Genomic DNA, 25,587 nt, shown 5'->3' with positions numbered 1-25,587 from the left:
ATTATCCCAACCTAGGAGTTCGATTTGGTCATGCGCATCCATAAAAAACTATGCCTCTCTTTACTTGCCAGCACCTCAAGCTTATTGCTTGCTCCTAGCGTCTTTGCAGCACCCGTCGTTCTAGAGTTGGATTATGAGATTCCGGTGCAGCAAAACCAGGTGGCTTTTGTGCCCTTTGCTGGTGACACGACCTTATCGTCTATTGTCTTAAATGATTTGAGTAAAACAGAGCTGAAAGTCACCAGTCAAAACCTACCGCAGCAGCCGCGCAGTAGTAGCGAGTTAGCAGGCACACTACCTGTGTGGCAAAGCATGGGTATCCCTTATCTTGTGGTCGGTAGCACGCGCAGTAATCGCGGCAAAGTCGTCACCGATTATGAAGTCATCGATATAAAATCTGGGCGCGTGATAGAAGGTAAGCAAACTTTAACTGCTGATAATAATAAAGAAAGCATGCGTTACGCAGCTCATGTTATCGCTGATAAAGTATATGAGCTTATCACAGGCATTCCCGGCGACTTCTCAGGACGTATTGCTTATATCGAAGAGATTGGCACTGGCAAAGAGAAAATATCGCGCCTAAAAGTAATGGATGCTGATGGCGAAAATGCCAAAACCATTACCGAGGTGGCAGGCTCTATCTTCTCGCCTACATGGTCACCTGACGGCAATCGCATCGCTTATTCAGTGCAGCGCGATAAGTCTTATCCTGTTATTTATGTACAAAGCGTGAGCGGCGGCGGTGCGACACCATTAACGCCCTTCCCTGGTAGCAATCTTAGCCCCTCATTTTCACCAGACGGTAGCAAAATACTGTTTTCTAGCAGCTTTGAAGGCAGTGCTGATATTTATGAGATGAGCGCCAGCGGCGGTACGCCTCGACGTATCACCAATTGGCCAAGTAGTGAAGTGCAGCCGAACTACGCACCTGATGGCAAATCTTTCGTCTTCGTCAGTGACCGTGCAGGGTTTAACAAACCACGCATCTATCGTTATGAATTTGGTTCAGGACGTACGACTCAAGTATCAAGCAGTGGTTATGCCACCAGTCCGCAGTTTAGTAGCGATGGCTCACAAATTGCTTTTTTAAGTGGTCGCTCAGCTGCCATCATGAACAGTGGCGGCGCGGTCACTGCCAACTTAGGCAATACCGGTATCGACGAAGCTCCAAGTTTTTCGCCCAATGGTAAACGTGTGGTTTACGCCTCAAAGCAAGGCGGTAAAGGCGTACTGACCATCAAATCATTGAATGGTGGCGAATCATTTGGTAAATCTGGTCAAGGTACTATCCGCTCGCCAGTTTGGTCAGCCAGCCCTAAATAGCTTATGAATTTATTAACTTGTCATTTTACCAGTTAAGAAAATCCTAGAAATCAAATCTCTAAATATAAAAAAGCGCCTAATAATTCATTAGGCGCTTTTTTTGGCTTGGAATAATAGAGCGACTTTTATAGTAATAATCAGTGATACAGTAGAATTACTTTAAAATCGATACAGTGCGACTGGGATGAATTTTTCGTAGCTTCTGTGATAACAGCAAGCAAGGAAAATTTATACCAGTCGCACACAGCTATAATGTCTCGCTTTTATTTTGAACTGACTATACTAAAAATAAGCACTAAAATATTAACTCATTGCATTACTCATCACTAGGATCGCTAGCTGGTGGAACTGCGTGTCTTAGCTGCGCCACATCTTCAGCGGTAACTGTATCAGTATAACCATTTAAATCACTGACCACATACTGAGTGACCGCCGCCATCTGCTCATCATTCATCATCTTATGGAAGGATGGCATGCCACGAAAGCCATTAATCAAGATATCAATAATATAATACTTCGATTGCATCTTACTGTTATTGGCGAGGGGCGGATAATAACCTGCGCCATAAGCACCCTCACCTTTATGCATATGACAAGCGGCACAAGAGTCGTGGTATAGCTTTTTACCATCTGTCGTCACAAAAGCATTCGTGCCTTCAAACTTGGCTTCCCATTCGGCAATACTTGGATCGCTATCCATAGTAGGGAGTGAGCTGTTATCGACGATATTGATAGCAGGGGCAGCAAGTTCTTCACGGCTCATATATACGCCGCCCCACGCCCCCGTATTACGACTTGCTTGATAGTCATTGGTTGTCAAGGAGTCTTGATCTTGTACCGTAGAAATGGTCACTTCATCATCTGACTGTTGACTACAGCCTAAAAGCGCTGCACTGCTCAGCACACTTAGCAGCATCACAGTCAGCAGTTTGGGGGTCATGTTTTTCATGACTTTTTTCTTCACGACTGCCTTATTCACGATTGCATTGTCCATGATAGCCTCTGAATTTTTATAGTTATTCATATTAACCCAGCATTTTTGCTTTTTTATGTAGGCGCTTGGCGGCATCCATACCAGATAAAATAGCGCCTTCTTGCCATGCCGGAATGTGTGAGCAATGCTCGCCCGTGAGTACAATACGATTATCAATACTACACAAGGTGTCATAATGCTGACGACGAGTCGACTCATTCCAAATACCATAACAACCAAGTGTCCACGGGATACGGTGCCATACTACTGATGTACCGGCGCGGAACTCTTTTGGATACTGAGGATGGATATACTTACCGTAAGCCAGCGCGACATTGATACGCTCTTGCGGGGTCAAGGTATTAAATTTATAAGAAGTTGGGCCGTAACCATAAGCGCCTAGCAATACCCCAGTACCGTCTTTGAACATATTTTCTGAAGGATAAGCAATCTGCGCTATCGGCATATCGGTATAGGTCAAGCCGCCATAGATCCACTCATCCTCTTCCCAAAAGCGGCGATTGAACTCTAAGCCCACTTTATAAGAAGTCTCGTAAGGCACAGCTGCCATCGCCTCTTTCATCGGTTTTGAGACGTTGATATCAATTTGGGTCAGTACCGTTAATGGAATATTACACACACACCAATCAGCACGAATGGTTTTGGTCGCGCCATTTGGGCTATTGCTGTCGACATAATCAACGGTAACGCCACTTTCATCTTGATGAATCTTGGTCACTTTGGCATTAAACTCAATCATATCGCGGCATTCGCGGGTGAATGCATCACCGATTTTACCCATACCGCCAACAGGCTGAAACATGGTTGGCTGATGCGCATAGGTCATATGGTTGCCATAAATATCGGCCCACATGCCTGAATCTAATATCTCACTGATAGGCAAAGGCTTTGATGGGGTTTCATCGGGCATCAAGCCGCCACCCGGAAAAACGCTATAACCACGATGCTTACTGGTCGCATTGCTGGCACGGTAGCGATAGTCTTTATCGAGTACACCCCAACCTTTTAAGCCTTCTAGGAGCTTTTCTTTGTCTTCTTTATTAACCGAACGATCAAGACCGCCAACATTGACCGCTTTTGATAATAGTTCTGATACATGCCCTTGGATATCGTTTTTTACATCACCCAAGCGCTGCGGCACACCATTAAAATGGGTACTACGATGCAGATAAGCACGGTCATTGGTCTGAATAAAAGGCTGCATCTCAACGCCGAACTGTTTGCAATAATGAAAAACGGCATAGTGATGGCTTGGCAGACGCCATGGTCCGCCATTAAAATAGTTACCTTCTTCAAAATCGCAGGTGACTTCTTCGCCGCCAAGCTCAGTATATTTATCACCGCTATTGAGCGTCCAACTACGACCGCCACCACGGTTTTGGAACTCGAGCACCTTGACATCATAGCCCGCTTTACGTAGCTCGTAAGCCGCGGTCAGGCCGCCAAGACCGGCACCAAGAATGACGATACTAGCGCCCGGCGGTGCACCCTTAAGGTCCATGGTTTCCTTAAAGCTCGATTCTGAGGCAAATCCTAACGTCGTCATTGCCTGATACATCGCGGTTGCGCCCGCTGTTTTACCAATCATCGAGAGCAGTTGGCGCCGCGTTGGTGATTGAAGCATGTCTTTCATAATAATATCCTTAAAGTAGGCGTTCGTGCATGACGGTAAACACGGGTGCTTAGACACTGATTCTTAGACACTGGTTTTATTGATAAACACCTATCTTTATTTATCAGTATTTATGCTATTTATCAGCTTGGCTTAATTCTGCGTTTATTTACCAAGCTGCCCTACCGTATTGCCGTTAATCCCTGTCTTATAATAGCTGTTTGATAATAGCTGTTTGATAATAGCTGTCTTATAATAACTGCCTAAAACGCATTTATAAGCTTACTAGTCCGCTGTTTGATTAAGTTTTTTGCTATTTGTATAACGTCAATTGAACGTATTTAAATCAAAACCATGGCAATCAAAATCATTACAAATAGCGAAATTCAAATTAACGGCGGCGCTTAGAACGTAAAATGGCTCGTATAATAAATATGATGACCGCAATAGCAACGAGAATACCGATGATTGCCAATAAACCTGCGTACTTGATTAAGAAAGGTTTATCCACCCCTGTGTTAGCGATGCGATCGACATCAGCAGCACTAACCTCACTGTTAGCAAGCCCACCAAAATTGACACGTACATAGTTGGCAATGCCAGCAATCTGTTCACTATTCAGCTCTTCTGAGAACCCTGGCATGATAGGCGACGTATCAGTCGCTCCCTCTACCCCATGCAATATCATATTAACGAGGGCATCAGGCTTTTCGCGGCGAATACTGCTGAGTCCCACGATAGGCGCATAACGCGCATCAGGCTGACCGTAACCATCGACACCATGACAGCTACCACATGCTGCTAGATATAGCGATTCTGGCGAATTGCTACCATTACTTACCTCTGTTTTTGCTTGCGCTAAATAATCTTTTTGCGCAAGGAGATCATGAGTGATAGATTCATTGACGGGCGTTGGCAAGCGTGACACATCAACAGCAGAGACCTTATCTTCTGTTTGAATGGCTGGTATCGCTTGTAGATACGAGGCAATGGCACTCAAATCTTCATTTTTTAGATAGCGGGTACTATGCGCGACTGCTTCACCCATAGGGCCACCCGCATAAGCGCGTTGGTCTAGCTCACCGGTACGTAGATAAGTGATAATATCTTGCTCACTCCAACTGCCGATACCGCTCGACTCATCGGGCGTGATATTTGGCGCATGCCAATGACCAAGCTGAGCACCTGATAAGTACATTTTTTTATTAAAACCCATGGTGCTGTTACGCGGGGTATGACAAGTACCGCAATGCTCTAGATTATTGACCAGATATTCACCGCGTTTTTGGGTCTCGTTCAGTCCGTCGCGCTTTTCGGTAGACGGTACATTGAGAAAATTCCAGCCAAGCATTAAGCTGCGAATGTTAAAAGGAAACGGTAAATTGGTTTTGTGCTTCGGGGCTTCATCGACGGCCGGTACGGTTTGCAAATAAGCAAACAATGCGCTGATATCTTCTTCCTTCATGCCGCTATAAGAAGGATATGGCATGGCAGGATACAGCATGTGGCTTGGTGCACGGCCTTTTTGCAAAGCGTTCTTTAAATCCGTTTCGGTATAATCGCCGATACCGTAACGTTTCGAGGGCGTAATATTGGTTGAATAAATCTCTCCCATCGGAGTTTCAATCGCTGTGCCACCGGTGTAATCCTCACCATGGCATGCCATACAGTCAGCAGCACGGGCAATATATGCACCGCGGTTGACAAGCTCGCTATTGGCAGGGCTTACATTAGGCAAGCTGGCATTAGGAAGGTTAACACCTTCAGCCATTGCGGCGCTGGAGGTAATACCAATGACAAGCATCGATAACATCACAGAAAGTGGCTTCATAATATCCTCATATAGCTGGCACCTAGGGTGTTGTAATTATTGTTGGAATAAAACATTCGATATTGGGCAAGTTTTTATAACTGATGACTTATAATGCCCAATGTATAATCCATTAAATGAGGTAGCAAATCGTCCAGTAAATGCTTCATAAAAGAGGGTGATAAAAGCAACCTAATAAAGATAGTTGCTAAAGAATGTCTACTCACCTCACTAATGTAAGACTATTTCACGACTATTACTTAAATAGTAACGGATTGGCTGCATTTTTTTACAAAACTTAAAGAAACGCTTTAGCGTTGCTAGCTTGGAATAAATTATTATGTATTTTTATATTATAAATATCAGTATTTAGATAAATCCTTTAGAAAACAATCACTAAAGCCTAATAAATCTTAATTTTATCCGTAAAAACGAATATATAAAACAATTTATCTACTAAATTTCGGCTTTATTGGTTATCATTATTAATTATAAGTGTACATAATAGATACATAGCGTTTAGGGCCAATCGCCTTTTTATGTCGTGATATCTGCTGTTCTATCTAGCTTACACATTATCTCAACCTTAATAATAAATAGCCTTTTGTATTCTCCATTGTATTCCCCATTGTTTTGTTTATGATAAGCGCCATGCTAAAGTCGCGCATTATTTTAACGTCGTTAACCATTTTAAAATCGCCAACTAGCGTCCGAGATGTCCTTATGAAATCATTTGCCTTTATATGTCTGCTTGTAACGACGATACCTCTGACAGGTTGCCAATCTTTTCAATTTGTCGAAAGCCCAATTCCTGTCAAAAATCTCCCTGCGAAAACTTTCGCTGTTAAAGACCGGCCATTAACAACTGTACCTAATGAAAGTATCTCTACCCCTACCGCTGCATCAGTTATGATTGTTCCTGCTAAGAATACTGTTGATAATCCCTTTATCACTGATAATGATGTTACTAGAACCATTGTGGTTAAAAAGGTAGCAACACAAACTAATGCTCAATAAAAAAAGCAGATATCGATTTGATATCTGCTTTTTTATTTTGCCCTTCATAAAGTATTCAAAATACTGATAACGCCTGAGTGACTGCTTAGGCTAGTTTTTAGCGGCTTCCATCTGCTGTTTAGGCTGATGCTTGATAATGGTCTTCGCCAAATGATCACCAAACCAGATAGCTGTATCAATATCGCCCTTCCCTGGGGTTTCTTCAGGTGGACCATCTAGCGACTGAGTCATCAAACCCAAAAAACTTGAAAGACGATTTAAATCATGTGCTTCATGACCCGTTGGCATAAGCGGCAGACCTATCCAATTCATCCCGTGCTGCATGGTATAAAGACAAATCTGCTGCAAGACGGCAAGCTTATCGCCGCTCAGACCGCCTGAATTGGCAAAGCCTGCGGCCCACTTACCTTCCCATTTACGATGATACCAACGCTTGGATGTCTCATCCATAAAGGTCTTAAAGCCTGCCGTCACGCTGCCCATATATACGGCACTACCAAAAACCAGTAAATCCGCCTGATCCAAAAATTCCCAATCGACATCATGAACATCGACCGCTTTGGCTTGTGCTTCTGGCAATTGCTGGCGCGCGCCCATCACTATGGCTTCGGCAACACGCCTCGTATGTCCGTAGTTACTATGGTAGATGACAGCCATCGATACGTTAGGCGGATTGTCCGTGGAAGCTGAGGAAGGCGTGATAGATGTAGTCATACGAACTCTAATAATGGATTGGGTGAATAGTAGTGATGCTGCAAATGTTCAATAATTTTTATTATAAATACTTTATGTGGCTACTGTTATGTAGCAGCTAACTATTATATAGGACAGCGGACGCATTAATTCATTGATATGAGGCAAGCTTTGATAAATTCAACCTTCACTGAGCCGCGCTATTTTTAGACGCTGAACTTAAAGGCAAAATTAAATGGATAATATACCCCACTCTCAACTTCGAAAGTGATTGAAAAAAGAAGAGCACCTCACTAATCTATTGTTTTCGACCAAGAATACAACGGAGTCATGAGATGCCCATAGACGAATTTATCATCAATATCTATTTAATGGTAGAGCAATATTACAAAATAGTCGTCACCAAACCCTTGCGAGGTGCAGGTTACGCACCAAAGCTGAGTGATCCTGAGATCATTTGCATGGAGATGGTCGGTGAATTTTTAAACCTTGATCAAGACAAACAGATTTGGCAATACTTTACCCAGCATTGGCAAGCCTGGTTTCCAGCCATCGGCTCATATCCTAACTTCGCAAAGCATTGCGCCAATCTGTGGCAAGTCAAACAGCAGATACAAGATAAAGTCAGTCAACTTGAGGGCCGTGACAACATTCATTTTATGGATGGCTTTCCGATACCCGTCTGTCATTATGGACGCGCTTATCGGCATAAGAATTATCAAGACTTAGCAGCTTTTAGCTACTGTGCCGCTAAGCAAGAGAGGTACTATGGCTTTGAAGGCCATTTGCTTGTTAACTTATCGGGCATGATTAAAGGCTTTACCTTTGCTCCTGCCAATGTTGATGAAAGAGCGGTTGCCCCAGAAATCACCACTCATATTCATGGGCTACTTGGCGCTGATAAAGGGTATATCAGCCCTAGTCTGACATCGTACTACAATGCTCAAGGTGTGGATTTACAAACGCCACTCAGAGCCAACATGAAAGAGGATAGACCCAAACCTGTGGTAAGGCGGCTAATGAAAGCCCGCCGTATCGTTGAAACAGTCATTGGTCAGCTATCAGAACGATTTAATATACAAAGAGTGAGAGCAAGAGATTTATGGCATTTGTCTCATCGATTGATTCGTAAGATTCTGTCGCATAATCTGTGCTTTGTACTCAACAAAAAACTTGGTAATCCGCCTCTTCAGTTTGATTTGCTTATTTCAAGTTGAGAGTGGGGTATAATATAGTTATTAATATGACTAGATACAGAGAAGCATAGCGAAATACAGTGAAACACAGCGAAAAAAAGATATCGGCTCAATATTTCCATGTCATACGATTTATTCATTGATTTTTATCTACTTATTCCATATATGAATATGTTAATTCCCGCTCTTCTAGTAGTGATTCTTTAAAACGGGGCTATCATATAGCCCTTATTCAATCATACCTAGAAAAATCTGTTGGATATTCCAAATACCTTATCATAACCAATGATACAAACAATGAACAATGAACAATGAACTCTGAAATATTATATCAGAGAAGGATGTGATTCCCTTGACGACTATAACGACGAGCGTTCAGCCCATGAACGATACACGAGAGCCTATTGCTAAAGAGACGCTGGCTTTAAATAAGCCACAAAAACCATTGATAATAGCTGGTGTTATTGTTGGTTTTATCCTGTTGGTCTATCTGTCTATTACCCAGACTACCGCCCAGCCGCTGCTTTTTGCTATCGGCTTATTGCTCGGCTATACCCTATTTCATGCCCGCTTTGGTTTTACTTCTGCCTTTAGACGCCTGATGTCGGTTGGTAATGGGCAAGCCATGCGTTCTCATATGTTGATGTTGGCCGTTGCGGTTACGTTGTTTGCACCCATTCTCGCTTATGGTACGACGATTTTTGGCGGCTCGGTCGCAGGTTATGTGTCGCCAGTCGGTGTCAGTTTACTGGTCGGCGCTTTTGTATTCGGTATTGGCATGCAGCTTGGCGGCGGCTGTGCTTCTGGTACGCTTTACGCAGTAGGTGGCGGACGTTCGGTGATGTTTATCACCTTTATTTTCTTCGTCATTGGCGCGACCATTGGTGCTTATCATCTGCCGTTTTGGACAGAAGAGATGCCGTCTTTTGCGCCTTTTTCTTTAGCCACCTCTACTGGTCTTGGTTATAGCGGTGCTTGGGTGTTATCTTTAATACTGTTTGCTTTGATTGCGTGGGTTACGCTCGTTGTTGAGAAAAAGACCAAGGCTCCAAAGATGGCTCCCGTTCCAACTGAGTCAGGTTGGAGACGTATTTTTCGAGGTTCTTGGCCGTTATTCGCAGCCGCCATTGTCTTAGCGATATTAAATGCTTTAACCTTGCTCACGCGTGGTCAACCATGGGGCATTACTTCTGCATTTTCATTGTGGGGCTCTAAAATCGCCAGCAATTTTGGTGTTGATGTTGCCAACTGGGGCTATTGGCAAGGGGCGAATGCCGCCGCATTGAACGCATCTATTTTCGCTGATTCAACCACAGTCATGAATATCGGCATTATCATTGGCGCTTTTATTGCCTCAGCAGCGGGTGGTTTATTCAAATTTACCCAGATTACTTTGGGGAATTTCGCCGCTTCGGTGATTGGCGGGTTAATGATGGGTTATGGCGCACGTTTGGCATTCGGCTGTAACATCGGTGCTTACTTCGGCGGTATCGCCTCTTTTAGTGCTCATGGCTATATATGGGGCATCATGGCGATGGCAGGAACTTTTTTAGCCTTATATCTGCGTCCTTTATTCGGGCTGTCTGTGCCAAAATCGAATGATTCTGTATGCTAATTCATCAAATGTCGTCTTAATAAAACAAAAAAATAGCAGGCTAATGATAAGCCTGCTATTTTTTATTGCACCATCAATATAATGCGCTTCATTACTTAAAAACTATTGCCAATTGTTTGTATCAAGAAACAGCAAAGCTGCGGACAATGACCAATGCCATACGTCCTGTCGCAGGCTGCTGAAGATGCGTTTGACGCCGATAAGAATAATAATGCGGGTCAGCATAACTACAAGGTATAGCGGCCTCATTGCTAACTATAGTGCCTGCTGCCTTTAATTGGTCAGCCGCCAATTGTGGTAAGTTCAGCTTAATTTTATCCGCTTCAGAAGCTAAGACGTAACGTTCTTCAAAGCTCTCTAGATGCTGCGCTGCTAAGGTTTGATTTTCAATACAACCTGTTAACAGCTTATCTCGTACTTGCCTGCCGACTTCATAATTTTCTTGACTGATACAAACTCCTATCCACGCCATGATTGGTTCAGAGCTGCTAAAGCGTTCAACCGTCGTTTTAATAACACCGCATGCCAGCCCTTGCCAGCCCGCATGTATGGCGGCTATCTGCCCCGTTGCTGGTTGGTATAAGACTATCGGCACACAATCAGCGGTCATCACCGCAAGCCCTAAGTCCGCTTGGCAGCTGACCATGGCATCGGCGTCAAGCGGACGCATAGCCAGCGCAGTCGCATCGATATCATGAATCTGCTTACCATGAACCTGATTGAGCCAGTATAAGCTATCAATAGGCTGGCGCTGTGTTGCTGCCAATTGCTCATTGATAGCGCTCAGCAAATGCATGCGATTGTTTAAGACCGTCTTTGCATTGTCATTAACATGCAAGCCTAAATTTAGCGCCCCATAACTTGCTTGGGTTTGCTGGTCTGTTTGCAGCTGATTTTGCAAATTAGCAGCAGTAGCGTCAGGATTATCATCACTGATAAAAGCCGCTGTTTGGAAAACAGCCACTTCATCAAGCTGAACAAGCAAGGTAATAGGAAGCTTGTTTATTGTGCTAGTCATGGTCGATTTACCACACTTCTCATTATCGTTATCGTTATCGTTATTAAGGCATTAGCGCTAATTTATACTTTTTAAATAAACATCACGCCAATCTCAACTTATCGTAGGCTTTTGATTTTTATAGAATTTAAAATTTTAATTGTTTTAACTGAAATTTTAAAAACTAAGTAAACCAATACCTTAGAAAAATAAGTTGAGAGTGGGGTTAAACATCATGAAGTCATGAATGATTATTCTTCGTCATAGCCATCGCTTAAGACTGCCATCAATTGCTGCATATCTTCAGGGATGGGTGTGGTGACTTCGATATCTTCGCCAGTCGTTGGGTGAACGAAACCCAAGGTATAGGCGTGCAATGCTTGGCGCGGGAAATTATTAATCGCTTGACGCTGCGCTTCTGTTAAACCAGCACGCAATTGACGACGACCACCGTAGACACGGTCACCGACTATCGGATACGTAATATGGCTAAGATGCACGCGAATTTGATGCGTACGCCCTGTCTCCAAACTGACGTCTAGCAGACAGTAGTTATCGTTAAGCGGCGTCACGGTTAATAAATGGGTAACGGCTTCGCGTCCTGCCGTCATCACGGTCATTTTGGTACGCTGATTGCGATGGCGACCAATGGGCGCGTCAATACGACGATGACGCAGTAAACTTGCTGCATCTCCTGCTACCACACATTGATAATGACGATAGACGGACTTGTCTTTGAGCTGCTCCATCAATGCCATTTGCGCAGGCTTGGTTTTACCGATTAGCAATAGCCCCGAGGTATCTTTATCAATACGGTGTACCAGTCCGGCACGCGGCAAATGGTGCTGCTGCGGGTAGTGATACAGTAGCGCATTCACCAAAGTGCCGGTTTGATTGCCAGCGCCAGGATGGACAACCATACCAACAGGTTTATTAATTACTAAAACATCGTCGTCTTCATAAACCACGTCGATATCGATGTTCTCTGGCTGATCTTCGCTATGCTGCTGCAGGGTCGTCGATAAATGTAAGATATCACCGGCTTTGACACGGATTTTTGGTTTTTGCACACTACCGTTATAAAGTAAGCTGCCGTCAGTGATCCACCCTTGTAGCTGGGCACGCGAAAAATCGGTAAATACTTTTGACGCCAATTTATCAATACGTAAACCCGCTTCCTCTTCTACTACCGTATGTGTGACATCAACGATGACAGGGACGGCTTGCCCAGCGGCTGACGCTGCATCATCGCCGTCCTCATCTTCTTCATCAAGTAGCTCACCATCCACCAATTCATCTAGCTCATCATCATCGGATAGCTCTTGCATCTGTTCATCAGGCGCACTTTCATGGTCAGCAAGCAGCTCATTATCCTCTAATAACTCATTTGGTATCGTCGATTTTTGCACGGGTGAACCTTTCGTTGGTGAAGTTTTCATGGCTAACTGTTGCGCGGATAACTCTTGCGCAGATAGCGTTTCTGATGTTGATGGTGATATATTAGCATCTAGCGGTTGATTCTTAGGTAAATTGGTCGTCATAGCATCATTATTCATAGCGGATTCATACATGGTAAAGTCGCTTACATTGTTTTGTAAGCTAACCTCATAAGAGAGCAGACTAACGCTTGCTGACCGGCAAAAATAAGTGCGGGCAAAAAAGCAAAAGTCACATCGTCATAGTGTAACATGCTGAACGCCCAAGCCCTACAGAAGCTGCGCGTTATCTATGATTTTATCATGACCATGCGACAGGTTCTCAGCCGTCATATACTGGGCGTTACTCGCTAGATTAACTCTCTAAAATATAACATGGCTGTAATTTACTGTATATTTGTCCTTGTCAGCCATATTCATTATCGCTCGTGACAGCGGCTCATGCTACACTACGGGACAATGTCACTATGGCGTCACTATGGCGTCACTATGGCCACCATACATAAAGCATTAGCGTAACCAGACATAAAGCATTCGCCGTTTAACTACAAAATAGATAACGAAAAAATAGACGAAGCAAAGGTTATTCTATAAAGTAAGCCATGTTTTGCTGTATGCTATGGCACTGAATTTTTAAAATAAATATATTTTACTCATACGAGCAAAACTGCATTCGATAAAAATTCTGTTGCTAATGAGTGTGCTTATTTATAGCGCCTACTCACTAATAGACAGTTAACGGATGCCGCAAGCATCGTTTTTTTCATTATTATCCTTTTATTATTTAGCCTAATAGCGTCGCTGCTATTACGCGTCTTGTGTCGGAGAAGAAGTATGCAAGCTGTTGGCAATACGTTTATCAAACTGTCCTCAATCACCCTACTTGCCTTAAGTATCAACTTGGTGGGTTGTCAAACGTTTAAAAACCTAACCGGCGGTAAAGACGTGGATGCGGTTGAAACTGCTGAGAAGTCAGAGCAGCGTTACTATAATGACGCCATCGCCCAGATTGATAAAGGTCGCTATACGCAAGCTGTTGAAGATTTGACCAATCTGCGCACCTTCTATCCGACCGGACAATATGCCGAACAAGCATTGCTCGATATGATGTACGCTCAATATGAAAGTGGCAAGTTTGAGATCGCTGCTGCCAGCGCTGAGCAATTTATTAATTTGTACCCGTCTAATCCGCAAGTCAGCTATGCTTACTACGTACGCGGCGTGGCCAATATGCAAGGCTCGTCAGAAGGTCTAAAACTGTTTAAGCTCAATCAAGCTGAGCGTGATACCGCGTATTTGCGTATTGCCTTTGCTAACTTCCAAGAGCTTATCAATAAATACCCTAACAGCCCTTATGCGCCAGATGCCGCTCAGCGTATGACTTTTATCTATAATCAGTTTGCCGAAAGCGAGATGAGCGCGGCGAATTGGTATATCGAGCGCGAAGCCTATGTCGCGGCTGTAAACCGTGCCAAGTGGGTATTCCAATACTATCCATTAAGCGAATCAGTACCTAACGCTATTGCGGTACTGGCTTATAGCCATGAAAAACTCGGTCTTAATGACTTGGCAAAAGAATATAAAACGCTATTGCAGATTAACTATCCAAACATGCTAAGCGCTGATGGACGCGTAAAACTCAATACCAAACGTGAGCGCACTTTGTTTAATAAATTGACCTTTGGGCAATTGAACCGCTTTAATAAAGACACCTCAGTTGCGACAGGCGATTACAATGGTGCCACCAAAACTCAAGTTATCCGTAATGCCAGCCAATTAAGATTGCCTAGCAACAATGCGGCAGCAGCCAACGCGAGTACTAATGCTAACGCCCCGTTAAATATGTCTCCAAAACGTACTACTGACATTAATATGGGTCTAGGTCTACCTGAAGCGTCAGCTGAACGCGTGACGAGCCAATCGAGCACCGGCGATGCCGCCAGAGAAGCCAATGTCGATCCGCAAAACACCAATCCTGTACGCCGTACGACGATACCTGCGGAGTAAACTGATACTACCCTCGTCTATTTTAGACGCTTAGCGCCTATCATCACAAATAAGGTCAACATTCTGTTGGCCTTATTTTTCTGTTTTTACTTCTTATACTTTTTATCTACTTTCAGTCTTTATTTCTAACTGATTGTCGATGCTTAATATAATTGACCTATGGTAAACTGTTTTTTGTATGAGCATTCCTAACCATATTCTTGAGCAATTAAATAGCCAAGCTGACTTAATCAGTATCATTGGGCGTCATACCACGCTTAAACGTGCCGGTAGTGAGTACAAAGGCTGCTGTCCGTTTCATGGCGAAAAGTCACCGTCTTTTTATGTCAATCCGCAAAAGAACATCTATCACTGCTTTGGCTGTAGTGTCGGTGGTAACGCCATCAGTTTTTTGCGTGATTATGAAAACTTAACCTTTATCGAAGCGGTTAATGAGCTGTCCAAACAAACGGGCATCGAAGTACCAAAAGAAGAGCAGCAAAACGTCAGCTATCAGCGTGCCCCAATTAAGCCAAAAGCTAAGCCGGAAACCAAGCCAAAAACCGCTATTGAGCCAGCAGCAACGCAGCCACAATCGACTAATAACCAGCCCGTAGCCGATAACCAGTCATCCATAAACGTGCCAGCTGCTGATACGCAACCGCCAGCTTATAACGACAACTATGACAATTATCCGCCATTAGAGGCGTATGATTCCGTTCCTTATGCGATGGATGACTACGATACTAGCTATCAAGGTGATGCCAACTATCAAGACAATAGTAGTTATCCACCTGCATGGTTAACCGGTGATGCTGATACTACTGCTCTCTACAATGATAATAGCGTCTCTGATAAAGACGGCAATCTTTACGAGTTGCTAGAGCAAATCCAGCAGTTTTATCAGCATAATCTCACTATCCATCCGCATGCCAAGCATTACTTTTTATCGCGTGGCATCACCGAAGATATCTTTGAAACCTTTGGTTTAGGCTATGCGCCCTTTGGTTGGCAGCATCTTGAACATCAATTCCCGCAGGATATTGAAGGCCTTAAAGCCTTGGGCTTAGTGCGAAAGTCAGAATCAGGGCGCGATTACGACCTACTTCGTGATCGGGTTATTTTCCCGATTCGCGACAACCAAGGTCGCACCATTGGTTTTGGCGGTCGCGCGCTTGATGACGAAGTAAAACCCAAATATATCAACTCATCTGACTCGCCGGTTTTCCATAAGCAGCATGTACTATACGGCTATTACGAATCTCGCCAGCAGCGCGCAAATGATTGGCTGGTGGTCGAAGGCTATATGGATGTCATTGCCCTTTATCAAGCAGGGATTTATGGTGCGGTAGCTTCTATGGGTACGGCGATTAATGAGAGCCAAATATCACGGCTGTTGACATTAAACCCTACCCTAACATTGAGCTTCGATGGTGATAGCGCGGGACAAAAGGCCGCTTGGCGCACCCTTGAAGTCGCGCTGCCTGTACTTGGCGATGATAAAGAGCTACGGTTTTTAACCTTACCTAACAATCATGACCCTGATACTTTTATTAAAAGTCAGGGCGCGGATGCGATGCGTGAGCAAATCGCTACGGCCATGCCGCTATCACAGTATATTTTTGCTTACTTAAGTGAACGCTACGACTTAACCTTGGCAGAAGGTAAAGCCAAGCTTATGTCGCAAGTGCGCGCGTTGACCACCGCCCTACCTAAAGGCAGTAGTTTTCGCTATCTTTTGAATAATGACATTTATCAAAAGCTGGGCGGTAAACGTAGTCAAAACAAAGATGCCAAAGACGCGCTGCTAGATTTTGATGGCGATATGACCATCAGTCAGCAATTGCAGCTGTGTTTTTTATTCCAGCCGCGCGCCTTAAGTGATGACCCTATCGAAGCCATTTGGCAGCAGGCAGGTATTAATGATTTGCAGCTGCCGGCGCATATTAAACAAAAAGCCTCTGCTGATATATTGCGTCCACTGGCATGGGAAGACCTGCAAGATAACGCCCTGCTCGATATCGTCAGCACCATTAAGCGCTGTCTTAATTATTTGCCTAAAGACGCCAATGCAGCGGCGCACTTTATCTTATCCAATGTCAAACCCAGCACCCAAGAGACGCTTAGCCGCGATTGGAGCGGATTTTATAAAGCGCTTACCACGCGCAATATCTTAAGCCTTGATGGTTTGGTTGAAGAGTTGGTCAGCCAGTTGATTGAACGTCATATGAAGAAAAAAATCCAAGATTTGGTTAAGAACCCCGACAATATAAAACTGGCGATTGTCCGTAAGCAGTCACAATTATTAAACGACTGGTTACGCGCACAACAAGCAGAGCAATCGGCACAAATGGCAACGGTGAAATCTTAACGGCTAGGCTGGGATACGTCCTAGATTTTATTTATGGGCAGCGACCCTTTAAAAGCATCGCGGTTGCCCCCACTATTAATGATTATGCCCAGTTGTATATACCGCCCTCAATCAGGCTACTGATAAAAAACCAATGGGTGAAAAATAATGGGGAATATCATTAATAAATACCAGATAAATGCTAGATAAATAGCGGCGAGCATCACTAGCTCGTGCTTGATTACGCTGGTCTGTGTTAAACTGTGTCGCTAACTATTTATAGCCCGACTTAATAGATGACGATAAACCCGCATCATTAAGCACAATTTTAGCTAAAAGCACAGCTCTAGGTATGCATTTTCAAAGCGCTTTTTAAAACATAAATTTTAAATCGCTGTATTTTTAAATGACCATTTTTTAGCTCATAGTATTTTTTAGATAACCGTATTTTTAGGCAACTGTATTTTTAGGTAATATGATTTTGAAGTATTTTGCGCATGACCAATTTTTAGCGGTTTTTTAGTATTGTAATTGTAGTATTTTGAGCCTTTATTCATATCCACTCATTTTTGTTATTATTGACAACCTTTACGCCATATTTTGATGAATCGATTGATTATATCAACGCACCCCGTAAGCGATAGCGAGTCACAATATAAAAATGTCCGATACAAGCAAGCGAGTATTTATGAACGATAAGTCAGTTTCTAAGTCCACATCTCAACTGGCCACCTTAATCCAAATGGGTAAAGAGCAAGGGTATTTGACCTATGCTGAGGTGAATGACCAACTGCCCGACTCTATTACTGAAAGTGATCAGATTGAAGATATCGTGCAAATGCTAACGGACGTTGGCATTAAAATTTTTGAATCTGCGCCTGACGCCGATGACATCTTGATGAACGATGATTCAAGCGATGATGACATGGCAGCCGATGAGGCAGCAGCAGTTTTGGCTTCGGTCGAGACTGAGCCTGGTCGTACTACTGACCCTGTGCGTATGTATATGCGTGAAATGGGTACGGTTGACCTTTTAACCCGTGAAGGCGAGATTGCCATTGCTAAGCGTATCGAAGAAGGTATTCGTGACGTGCAGCATGCGATGTCTTACTGGCCGGGTACGGTACAGTTCGTCCTTGATGAGTACCAAAAAGTCCAAGATGGCGAGAAAAAATTGTCTGACGTCATCACAGGTTTTTTAGACCCTGAAACCGAAGAAGACAAAATCGCCGCCCAAGAGGCAAAAGAAGCGGCGAAAGAAGAACGCGAGCGTATTAAAGAAGAAAAAGAGAATCCGCCAGTTATCAAACCAAAAGCCAATGCCAAAGCTGCGCTTGACGATGATGACGAGGACGACGAGGTCGAAGTTGAAGAAGAAGCCGAAGAAGAAACCGGCGGTATCGATCCAGAAGAAGTACGCTTACGTCTAGAAGAGATCGAACACTTATTTATTAAAGCCAAACAAGCCTTGCTTGATTATGGCCGTGGTAGCGTAGAAGCAGATGCTGCTTATGCCCTACTTGCCGAACGCTTTATGATGTTAAAGCTTAACAATCGCTTGTCAGACCAAGTCATGGCTATCATGCATGATGTTTATGATGATGTGCGTAAGCAAGAGCGTCAAATCATGCGTTTGGTGATTCGCCGTGGTCGTATGCCGCGTGATGAATTCCGTAAAACTTTCCCTAGCAATGAAACCAACGTTGATTGGCTCATTGAGCGTATCAAAGGCAAGCCTGCTTTTGCAGGTACGCTAGAAAAAGTCGCTGACGATGTGATTTTACTACAACGTAAAATTCGTGATTACGAGCAGCAGCTCGATATGAAAATCCACGACATGAAAGACGTCGCCCGTCGTATGGCCGTTGGCGAAGCAAAAGCGCGCCGTGCCAAAAAAGAGATGGTCGAAGCTAACTTGCGTCTGGTAATTTCTATCGCTAAGAAATATACCAACCGTGGTCTACAGTTCTTGGACTTAATCCAAGAAGGTAATATCGGTCTGATGAAAGCGGTTGATAAATTTGAATACCGCCGTGGTTATAAATTCTCAACCTATGCCACGTGGTGGATTCGTCAGGCAATCACCCGCTCTATCGCTGACCAAGCGCGCACGATTCGTATCCCTGTGCATATGATTGAGACCATTAACAAGATAAACCGTGTCTCACGTCAATTGCTACAAGAAATGGGCCGCGAGCCAACGCCTGAGGAATTAGGCGAACGCTTAGAGATGGACGAAGTTAAAGTCCGTAAAGTGCTAAAAATTGCCAAAGAACCTATCTCTATGGAGACGCCAATCGGTGACGATGAAGACTCGCACCTAGGCGATTTCATCGAAGATGGTACGATCTCAAGCCCTGTCGATGATGCGACCGCAGCTGGCCTGCGCGAAGCGACGCGTGATGTATTAGGCAACTTGACTGAGCGTGAAGCGCGTGTGCTAAAAATGCGCTTTGGTATCGATATGCCAACTGACCATACGTTAGAGGAAGTTGGTAAGCAGTTTGATGTAACGCGTGAGCGTATTCGTCAGATTGAGGCAAAAGCCTTACGTAAATTGCGTCATCCTTCACGTTCTGAGCACTTACGCTCATTCCTTGAAAATGACTAATGTAGATAGTATGTGCTAAGCACATCTTATTACGCCTAGTGACAAACCAAAAAAGCTGAGTATATCTCAGCTTTTTTGTGCCTGTAAGCTTATAACGCCAAAAACCTTCTTTATATCCACTTTTTTGGACATCTCTTGCTAATGATGGCTGAGTTCGCCTATCATAGGGCTGATCAGCTTAAATAATAGCAGCTCAAAACCATTTAAATTTTATATTTATTATTAAAAAATAAACCTTGTCGGGGTGCTTTGATTTTGACGCTTTAACTACAATCAAAATCATGGCTGAGAGTTACCCGCGAACCTGATGCAGTTAGCACTGACGTAGGAAACAAGCGTGTCGATAGATAAGTCACATTTACTTCATATTTTGCCAATCTATTTAACCTAGACTGGCAAATTTTTTGTGCCTTATCACTTCTCGTTTCCTGCCATTTGCTTGCTTGCGTTTTATAAAAGTAAGTGAAAACTATGGATTACCAAACGCTACGTCACAATTGCCCCACATGGGATGATTACATTCAGCACGACTTTGTCAAGCAGCTGACCGCTGGTACGCTTGCCGCTGGCAGCTTTCGCCACTACCTTGTGCAAGACTATTTATACTTAATTCACTATACCCGCGTGATGGCGCTGAGCGTATATAAGAGCGACATGCTGGCACAAATGCGCGTCGGTCAAGCAGGTATCAATGCCATGCTCGATATGGAAATCGCCATGTATTTGGATTTCTGCCGTCAGTGGAATATACCACTTGAACAAGTGGAAAACGCCCCTGAATCTGCCGTCACCATCGCCTATAGTCGCTATATATTAGACGCTGCGATGTCAGGCTCGCTGGCCGAACTGTATGCCGCTATTGCGCCTTGTTTGATGGGCTATGGAGAAATTGGTAAACGCATCAAAGATGACGGTTTTATCGATAACAACCCTTATCAACCATGGATTAACGTGTTTTCCAGTGATGAATTTCAAGTAATTACCGCGCAGAACGAAGCGCAAATTAATACGCTACTAGTCGATGCCAGCCCTGCTCAAGCAGACAAGTTTCAGCGGTTATTTAACACCGCCGCACGTATGGAAGTCAATTTTTGGCAGCAGGCGTTAGATTTGTCTTAACTTATACTCAATCTAGCTTGATTCTAAAAAAGCCCTCTAAAATCAAAAACAATGATCAATAATAACGATCAACAAGGAGAAACACCATGGCAGCATTCGATGAACACGCAAGCGCGTATGACAGCTGGTTTTTTGACAACCAAAACTTACTGACCAGTGAGCTAAAGCTGGTCGCTCACTTCTTAGATAAAGATAGCGAGATATTGTCTATCGGCTGTGGTAGCGGTCTTTTCGAATCACTGTTGGCCAAAGATTACGATATTCATATCACGCATGGTATCGAGCCATCGAAAGATATGGCTGAAATCGCTGAAAAGCGCGGCTTGCAAGTGGATATCAGCCCTGCTGAAACCTGCGAGATTGAGCCTAATAAATTTGATATCATCATGTTTAACGGCAGCGTCAGCTATATCAGCGATTTGGATGTCTGTATTAAAAAGGCCTTTGATGCTCTAAAGACTGGCGGCAAACTTATCCTGATTGATGTGCCAAAAGAAAGCGGTTTTGCCAGCTTATACAATTTAGCGAGCGCGGTAGATACATGGGAGCATCCATTACTCGAACACATCTCCCCTGCTGACCCTTATCCTATTGAGCTGGTGAAGTCAGCAAACTGGCGTACCTCTGATGAGAAAATCGAGTTAATGCAAGCCAATGGTTTTGTCGATTTCGAATATGCGCAGACTTTATTGACCCATCCTATGTATGCCAATGACAAGGTACAAGAGGTCATCGAAGGCTATGATCGCGGCGATTATGTGGCGGTATGTGGTTATAAAAAATAACGGTTTTAATACCGCTTAACGTTTGGTGACCCTTGAATAATATGATGAGTGGCCTTATAAATGGTAAATAAAGCGCTTATCGGCATAACCCATAAGCTCATATTTTCACAAAGATAAGGACAACATCATGACTGATGATCCAAAAGACACCACTAACCCAAATCAAACGCCTAAAAGAGAAGTCAAAGTCACTGAGCTGGTCGCCAATGACGGTATCTTAAAAGGCAAAAAAACCGACGTACAAAATCCTGAGCTTTGGCAGTTCCCAATGAACTACCCACTCAGCATCATCGGTCATGAAGGCCAGCATGATAGCTTACTCAATGAAGTGAAGCTTATCCTTGGTAGCCAGTTTCCAGAGTTTGATTTGGCGTCTATGGAAGTTAAACCGTCAAAAACAGGACGCTTCCATTCGGTGCGTGCCAATTTATACTTGACCACCGTTGAGCAAGTAAACACGCTTTATGCATCACTCGATAATGCAAAAACGGTACGCATGGTCGTCTAATCATAGTTTTATCAATTTAAGAAAAACCAGCCCGTTTTTCGTCCAAATCGTCACTCATATGGGTGGCGATTTTCTATTGGCTGGGGTACAATCACCACCCGAAATATGCGCACCATTCAGCAGATTTGCGCTCGTTAATTTAGCCAACAATAAAAAGTAAATTCGCGCCATTTTTTACAAAACTTTTATTATTTTTCTTATTGGCGTCTAACCCTTATCCCATCGTCCTTTGCCAAAATTTGGACACGCTTTACCCTCTCATCAACATAGTTTGCCGCTAAAATCAATATAGCATTTTCAAAATTTTCCCGCTATATTGTGTCCACCTACTAACAAATACGCTATATGTAGTGCTCAGTGATTTAAACCCTCACTATGAGCAATGGCATCGTTTTGCCTAAAAAAAACACTCTGCCATGACAGGATGTTATAGCGTCATAAAGATAGCGTGATAAAGAATGCCCGCCGTTATTAACCGCGCCGCATTACTATAAGTAACACTATAAGCATCATTATAAATTAATTGCCAAGCAATCAACTTACGAGGTCAGCATGACACATATCGATAAAATCCAAGTAACCAAACGTGATGGACGTTTAGAGCCTATTGATTTAGATAAGATTCACAAGGTTATCGAGTGGGCTGCTCATGATTTAGATAATGTGTCGGTATCACAAGTTGAGCTAAAGTCGCACATTCAGTTTTATGAAGGCATCAAAACTCGTGATATTCATGAGACCATCATCAAGTCTGCCGCTGACCTTATCTCTGAAACCACGCCTGATTATCAGTATTTAGCCGCGCGTTTGGCCATCTTCCATTTGCGTAAGATTGCTTATAATAAATTCACCCCTCCTCACTTGTATGACCATGTTAAAAAGCTAACTGATGCCGGTAAATACGATCAGCATATCCTAGCTGACTATAGCCGTGCGGAATTTGATGAATTAGAAGAATATCTTGACCACTGGCGCGATATGAATCTTGCTTATGCTGCTGTCGAGCAAATGGCGGGTAAATACCTTGTGCAAGATCGCGTCAGCAAGACCGTTTATGAAAGCCCGCAGTTCTTATATATGCTGGTTGGTATGTGTTTATTTGCCAGCTATGAAAAGTCAGAGCGTCTCGACTACGTTAAACGCTTCTATGATGCAACCTCACAATTCAAAATCTCTCTACCGACACCTATCATGTCAGGTGTACGTACGCCGTCACGCCAGTTTAGCTCGTGCGTATTGATTGAATGTGGTGATAGCCTAGATTCTATCAACGCCACCACCAGCGCCATCGTACGCTATGTGTCGCAGCGAGCCGGTATCGGCATCAACGCTGGTCGTATCCGCGCCCTTGGTAGCCCTATCCGTGGCGGCGAAGCGCAGCATACTGGCTGTATTCCTTTTTACAAGTTATTCCAAACTGCGGTTAAATGCTGCTCACAAGGCGGCGTGCGTGGCGGTGCTGCGACGTTATTTTACCCATTATGGCATTTAGAAGTTGAGTCGCTATTGGTACTAAAAAACAACCGCGGCGTTGAAGACAACCGTGTCCGTCACATGGACTATGGCGTGCAGCTAAATAAAACCATGTATACCCGTTTGATTAAAGGTCAAGATATCTCGCTATTTTCACCAAGCGACACCCCGGGCTTGTATGATGCGTTCTTTGAAGATCAAGACAAGTTCGAAGAGCTATATACCAAATACGAAAACGACCCTAGCATTCGTAGCCGTCAAATTCCAGCCACTGAGCTGTTTAGTCTGATGATGCAAGAGCGCGCCAGCACCGGTCGTATCTACATCCAAAACGTTGACCATTGCAACACGCATAGCCCGTTTGACGCCACAGTTGCGCCGATTCGCCAGTCAAATCTATGTATGGAAATCGCCCTACCGACCAAGCCACTTGATAACATCAATGACGAAACCGGTGAAATCGCCCTTTGTACGCTATCAGCGGTCAACTTAGGTAAAGTTGAAAACGTTAGCGATATCGAAGAGCCAGCAGAACTTATCGTCCGTGCGCTTGATGCCCTGCTCGACTATCAAGACTATCCAGTAAAAGCCGCTGAAAATGGTAGTATGCGTCGCCGTACCTTAGGTGTTGGCGTGATTAACTACGCTTATTATTTAGCGAAAAATGGCGTCCGCTATTCAGACGGCAGCGCGCTTGGTCTAACCCATCAAACCTTTGAAGCGCTACAGTACTATCTCTTAAAAGCGTCGAACAAATTGGCAAAAGAGCAAGGTGCGTGTCCGGCATTTAATGAGACGACCTACTCGCAAGGTATCTTGCCGATTGATACCTATAAAAAAGACTTGGATCAAATCTGCCAAGAGCCGCTACATCTCGATTGGGAAACGCTACGGGGTGAAATCACCACTCATGGTCTGCGCAACTCTACCCTAACTGCTTTGATGCCGTCTGAGACCTCTAGCCAGATTGCTAATGCGACAAACGGTATCGAGCCACCACGCGGTCTGGTGTCTATCAAAGCGTCAAAAGATGGCATCTTAAAGCAAGTCGTGCCTGAGATTGATAAGCTAAAAGATCAGTACGAGCTACTATGGCAAATGCCGAACAATGACGGTTACCTAAAGCTGGTCGCTATCATGCAGAAGTTCGTCGATCAAAGTATCTCTGCCAATACCAACTATGACCCAACGCGCTTTGATGGTCAGCGTGTACCGATGAAGGTACTGCTAAAAGATTTGTTGACGGCGTATAAGCTTGGCGTGAAAACTTTGTATTACCATAACACTCGTGATGGTGCGAACGATGCCCAAGCGGATATGGAAGATGATTGTGCTGGCGGTGCATGTAAAATTTAGGTTTTGATGGATGGCGGGTTTGGCTTTTGGGTTAAGCTCGCTTTTTGTTATTGTCTATCTAACAAGTTGCATGTTTATTATTAAATACTATTAACTGTTTTTTTTAACTAGAGAGGAAAATATATGGATATTACAGATATCATTATGATATTTGCTGTTTTTCTCGGTCCTATATTTGCAGTACAAATTCAGAAGTACCTTGAAATAAAACGAGAATCTAGGAATCGAAAGCTATACATATTCCATACTTTAATGTCAACTCGTGCTACAACTCTAAGCCAGAATCATGTAACTGCTTTGAATATGATTGATATAGATTTCTATAGGAATAAAAAAGTAATAGTTGCGTGGAGAATTTATTACGATCACTTAAATAGCCAGTCATCAAATGAAAGTATCATTGCTTGGAGCGAAAAATGTGTAGAATTATTAGTGGAGTTGCTCTATACCATGGCTAAATATCTTGAGTATGATTTTGATAAGGTTCAATTAAAAAGAGGTTGTTATCGACCTATGGGTCATGATGATATTGAATCCGACCAGCGAAAAATATTGAAAGGATTAACTTCCATTTTAGATGGTAAGAATGCAATTCCTATAATCTTTAAGAGTGAGCATGGTTTAGGCGAAACTTACGAAGTACAAAATTTTAAATAACTTGTTTCCTTGCATCTCTACACTAATCTACTTACAACTTTGAACTTCA

At 43.6% G+C, this 25,587-nt stretch carries 18 protein-coding genes; 12 read left to right on the top strand and 6 right to left on the bottom strand.

Going from position 1 to position 25,587, the window contains the following annotated elements:
* Nucleotides 1–30 precede the first annotated feature (30 nt).
* The gene (locus QJS82_RS04145; protein WP_281491317.1) at nt 31–1,323 is read left to right on the top strand and encodes a translocation protein TolB; all 1,293 of its coding nucleotides are present in this window, start codon (nt 31–33) and stop codon (nt 1,321–1,323) included.
* Between the two features lie 316 nt (nt 1,324–1,639).
* Here QJS82_RS04145 and QJS82_RS04140 read toward each other — a convergent pair whose 3' ends face one another.
* From QJS82_RS04140 to QJS82_RS04130, 3 genes are all read right to left on the bottom strand, one after another.
* On the bottom strand, nt 1,640–2,272 hold the full coding sequence (locus QJS82_RS04140; protein ID WP_281491665.1) for a c-type cytochrome: 633 nt from the start codon (nt 2,270–2,272) through the stop codon (nt 1,640–1,642).
* Between the two features lie 76 nt (nt 2,273–2,348).
* Complete coding sequence (locus QJS82_RS04135; protein WP_201618647.1) at nt 2,349–3,950, bottom strand: flavin monoamine oxidase family protein; 1,602 nt, start codon at nt 3,948–3,950, stop codon at nt 2,349–2,351.
* 370 nt (nt 3,951–4,320) lie between these two features.
* Nucleotides 4,321–5,760, bottom strand: a complete 1,440-nt coding sequence (locus QJS82_RS04130) for a cytochrome c (RefSeq protein WP_281491316.1) — start codon at nt 5,758–5,760, stop codon at nt 4,321–4,323.
* 702 nt (nt 5,761–6,462) lie between these two features.
* Between QJS82_RS04130 and QJS82_RS04125 the strand changes: the two genes are divergently transcribed.
* Complete coding sequence (locus QJS82_RS04125) at nt 6,463–6,756, top strand: hypothetical protein (protein WP_281491315.1); 294 nt, start codon at nt 6,463–6,465, stop codon at nt 6,754–6,756.
* Nucleotides 6,757–6,846: 90 nt separating this feature from the next.
* Here QJS82_RS04125 and QJS82_RS04120 read toward each other — a convergent pair whose 3' ends face one another.
* On the bottom strand, nt 6,847–7,470 hold the full coding sequence (locus tag QJS82_RS04120) for a flavodoxin family protein (protein WP_271133126.1): 624 nt from the start codon (nt 7,468–7,470) through the stop codon (nt 6,847–6,849).
* 314 nt (nt 7,471–7,784) lie between these two features.
* Between QJS82_RS04120 and QJS82_RS04115 the strand changes: the two genes are divergently transcribed.
* Both QJS82_RS04115 and QJS82_RS04110 read left to right on the top strand, forming a co-directional pair.
* Nucleotides 7,785–8,666 (top strand): IS982 family transposase, encoded by an 882-nt coding sequence (locus QJS82_RS04115; RefSeq protein ID WP_281491201.1) that lies wholly within the window; start codon nt 7,785–7,787, stop codon nt 8,664–8,666.
* 361 nt (nt 8,667–9,027) lie between these two features.
* Nucleotides 9,028–10,260 carry a YeeE/YedE family protein gene (locus tag QJS82_RS04110; RefSeq protein ID WP_281491314.1) on the top strand — a complete coding sequence of 411 codons (1,233 nt, stop codon included), beginning with the start codon at nt 9,028–9,030 and terminating at the stop codon, nt 10,258–10,260.
* A 121-nt stretch (nt 10,261–10,381) separates the two neighbouring features.
* Here the strand turns inward: QJS82_RS04110 and QJS82_RS04105 are convergent, their stop codons facing one another.
* Both QJS82_RS04105 and QJS82_RS04100 read right to left on the bottom strand, forming a co-directional pair.
* Entirely contained in the window at nt 10,382–11,278 is an 897-nt protein-coding gene (locus QJS82_RS04105; RefSeq protein ID WP_281491313.1) for a purine nucleoside phosphorylase YfiH/LACC1 family protein, read from the bottom strand.
* Between the two features lie 230 nt (nt 11,279–11,508).
* A complete protein-coding gene (locus QJS82_RS04100; RefSeq protein ID WP_438656654.1) occupies nt 11,509–12,585 on the bottom strand; it encodes an RluA family pseudouridine synthase in 1,077 nt (358 codons plus the stop codon).
* 942 nt (nt 12,586–13,527) lie between these two features.
* Here QJS82_RS04100 and QJS82_RS04095 point away from each other — a divergent pair.
* The 8 genes from QJS82_RS04095 (at nt 13,528) to QJS82_RS04060 (ending at nt 25,538) form a co-directional block, all read left to right on the top strand.
* Nucleotides 13,528–14,700 (top strand): outer membrane protein assembly factor BamD, encoded by a 1,173-nt coding sequence (locus tag QJS82_RS04095; RefSeq protein ID WP_281491312.1) that lies wholly within the window; start codon nt 13,528–13,530, stop codon nt 14,698–14,700.
* Between the two features lie 178 nt (nt 14,701–14,878).
* Nucleotides 14,879–17,050, top strand: a complete 2,172-nt coding sequence (locus QJS82_RS04090) for a DNA primase (protein ID WP_281491311.1) — start codon at nt 14,879–14,881, stop codon at nt 17,048–17,050.
* A 667-nt stretch (nt 17,051–17,717) separates the two neighbouring features.
* Nucleotides 17,718–19,640 carry an RNA polymerase sigma factor RpoD gene (gene rpoD / locus QJS82_RS04085; RefSeq protein WP_201563538.1) on the top strand — a complete coding sequence of 641 codons (1,923 nt, stop codon included), beginning with the start codon at nt 17,718–17,720 and terminating at the stop codon, nt 19,638–19,640.
* A gap of 471 nt (nt 19,641–20,111) precedes the next feature.
* The gene (gene tenA / locus QJS82_RS04080) at nt 20,112–20,759 is read left to right on the top strand and encodes a thiaminase II (RefSeq protein ID WP_281491310.1); all 648 of its coding nucleotides are present in this window, start codon (nt 20,112–20,114) and stop codon (nt 20,757–20,759) included.
* An 86-nt stretch (nt 20,760–20,845) separates the two neighbouring features.
* Nucleotides 20,846–21,544 (top strand): class I SAM-dependent DNA methyltransferase, encoded by a 699-nt coding sequence (locus QJS82_RS04075; protein WP_281491309.1) that lies wholly within the window; start codon nt 20,846–20,848, stop codon nt 21,542–21,544.
* 127 nt (nt 21,545–21,671) lie between these two features.
* Entirely contained in the window at nt 21,672–22,052 is a 381-nt protein-coding gene (locus QJS82_RS04070; protein ID WP_281491308.1) for a YbeD family protein, read from the top strand.
* A 552-nt stretch (nt 22,053–22,604) separates the two neighbouring features.
* Nucleotides 22,605–24,881, top strand: coding sequence for a class 1a ribonucleoside-diphosphate reductase subunit alpha (gene nrdA / locus QJS82_RS04065; protein ID WP_281491307.1), 2,277 nt, complete (start codon nt 22,605–22,607; stop codon nt 24,879–24,881).
* Nucleotides 24,882–25,004: 123 nt separating this feature from the next.
* Nucleotides 25,005–25,538, top strand: a complete 534-nt coding sequence (locus tag QJS82_RS04060) for a DUF6680 family protein (protein WP_281491306.1) — start codon at nt 25,005–25,007, stop codon at nt 25,536–25,538.
* Nucleotides 25,539–25,587 lie beyond the last annotated feature (49 nt).

This window comes from Psychrobacter maritimus (genome assembly GCF_029953575.1).
Taxonomy (GTDB): domain Bacteria; phylum Pseudomonadota; class Gammaproteobacteria; order Pseudomonadales; family Moraxellaceae; genus Psychrobacter; species Psychrobacter maritimus.
This window is presented reverse-complemented; position numbering and strand designations above follow the sequence as displayed.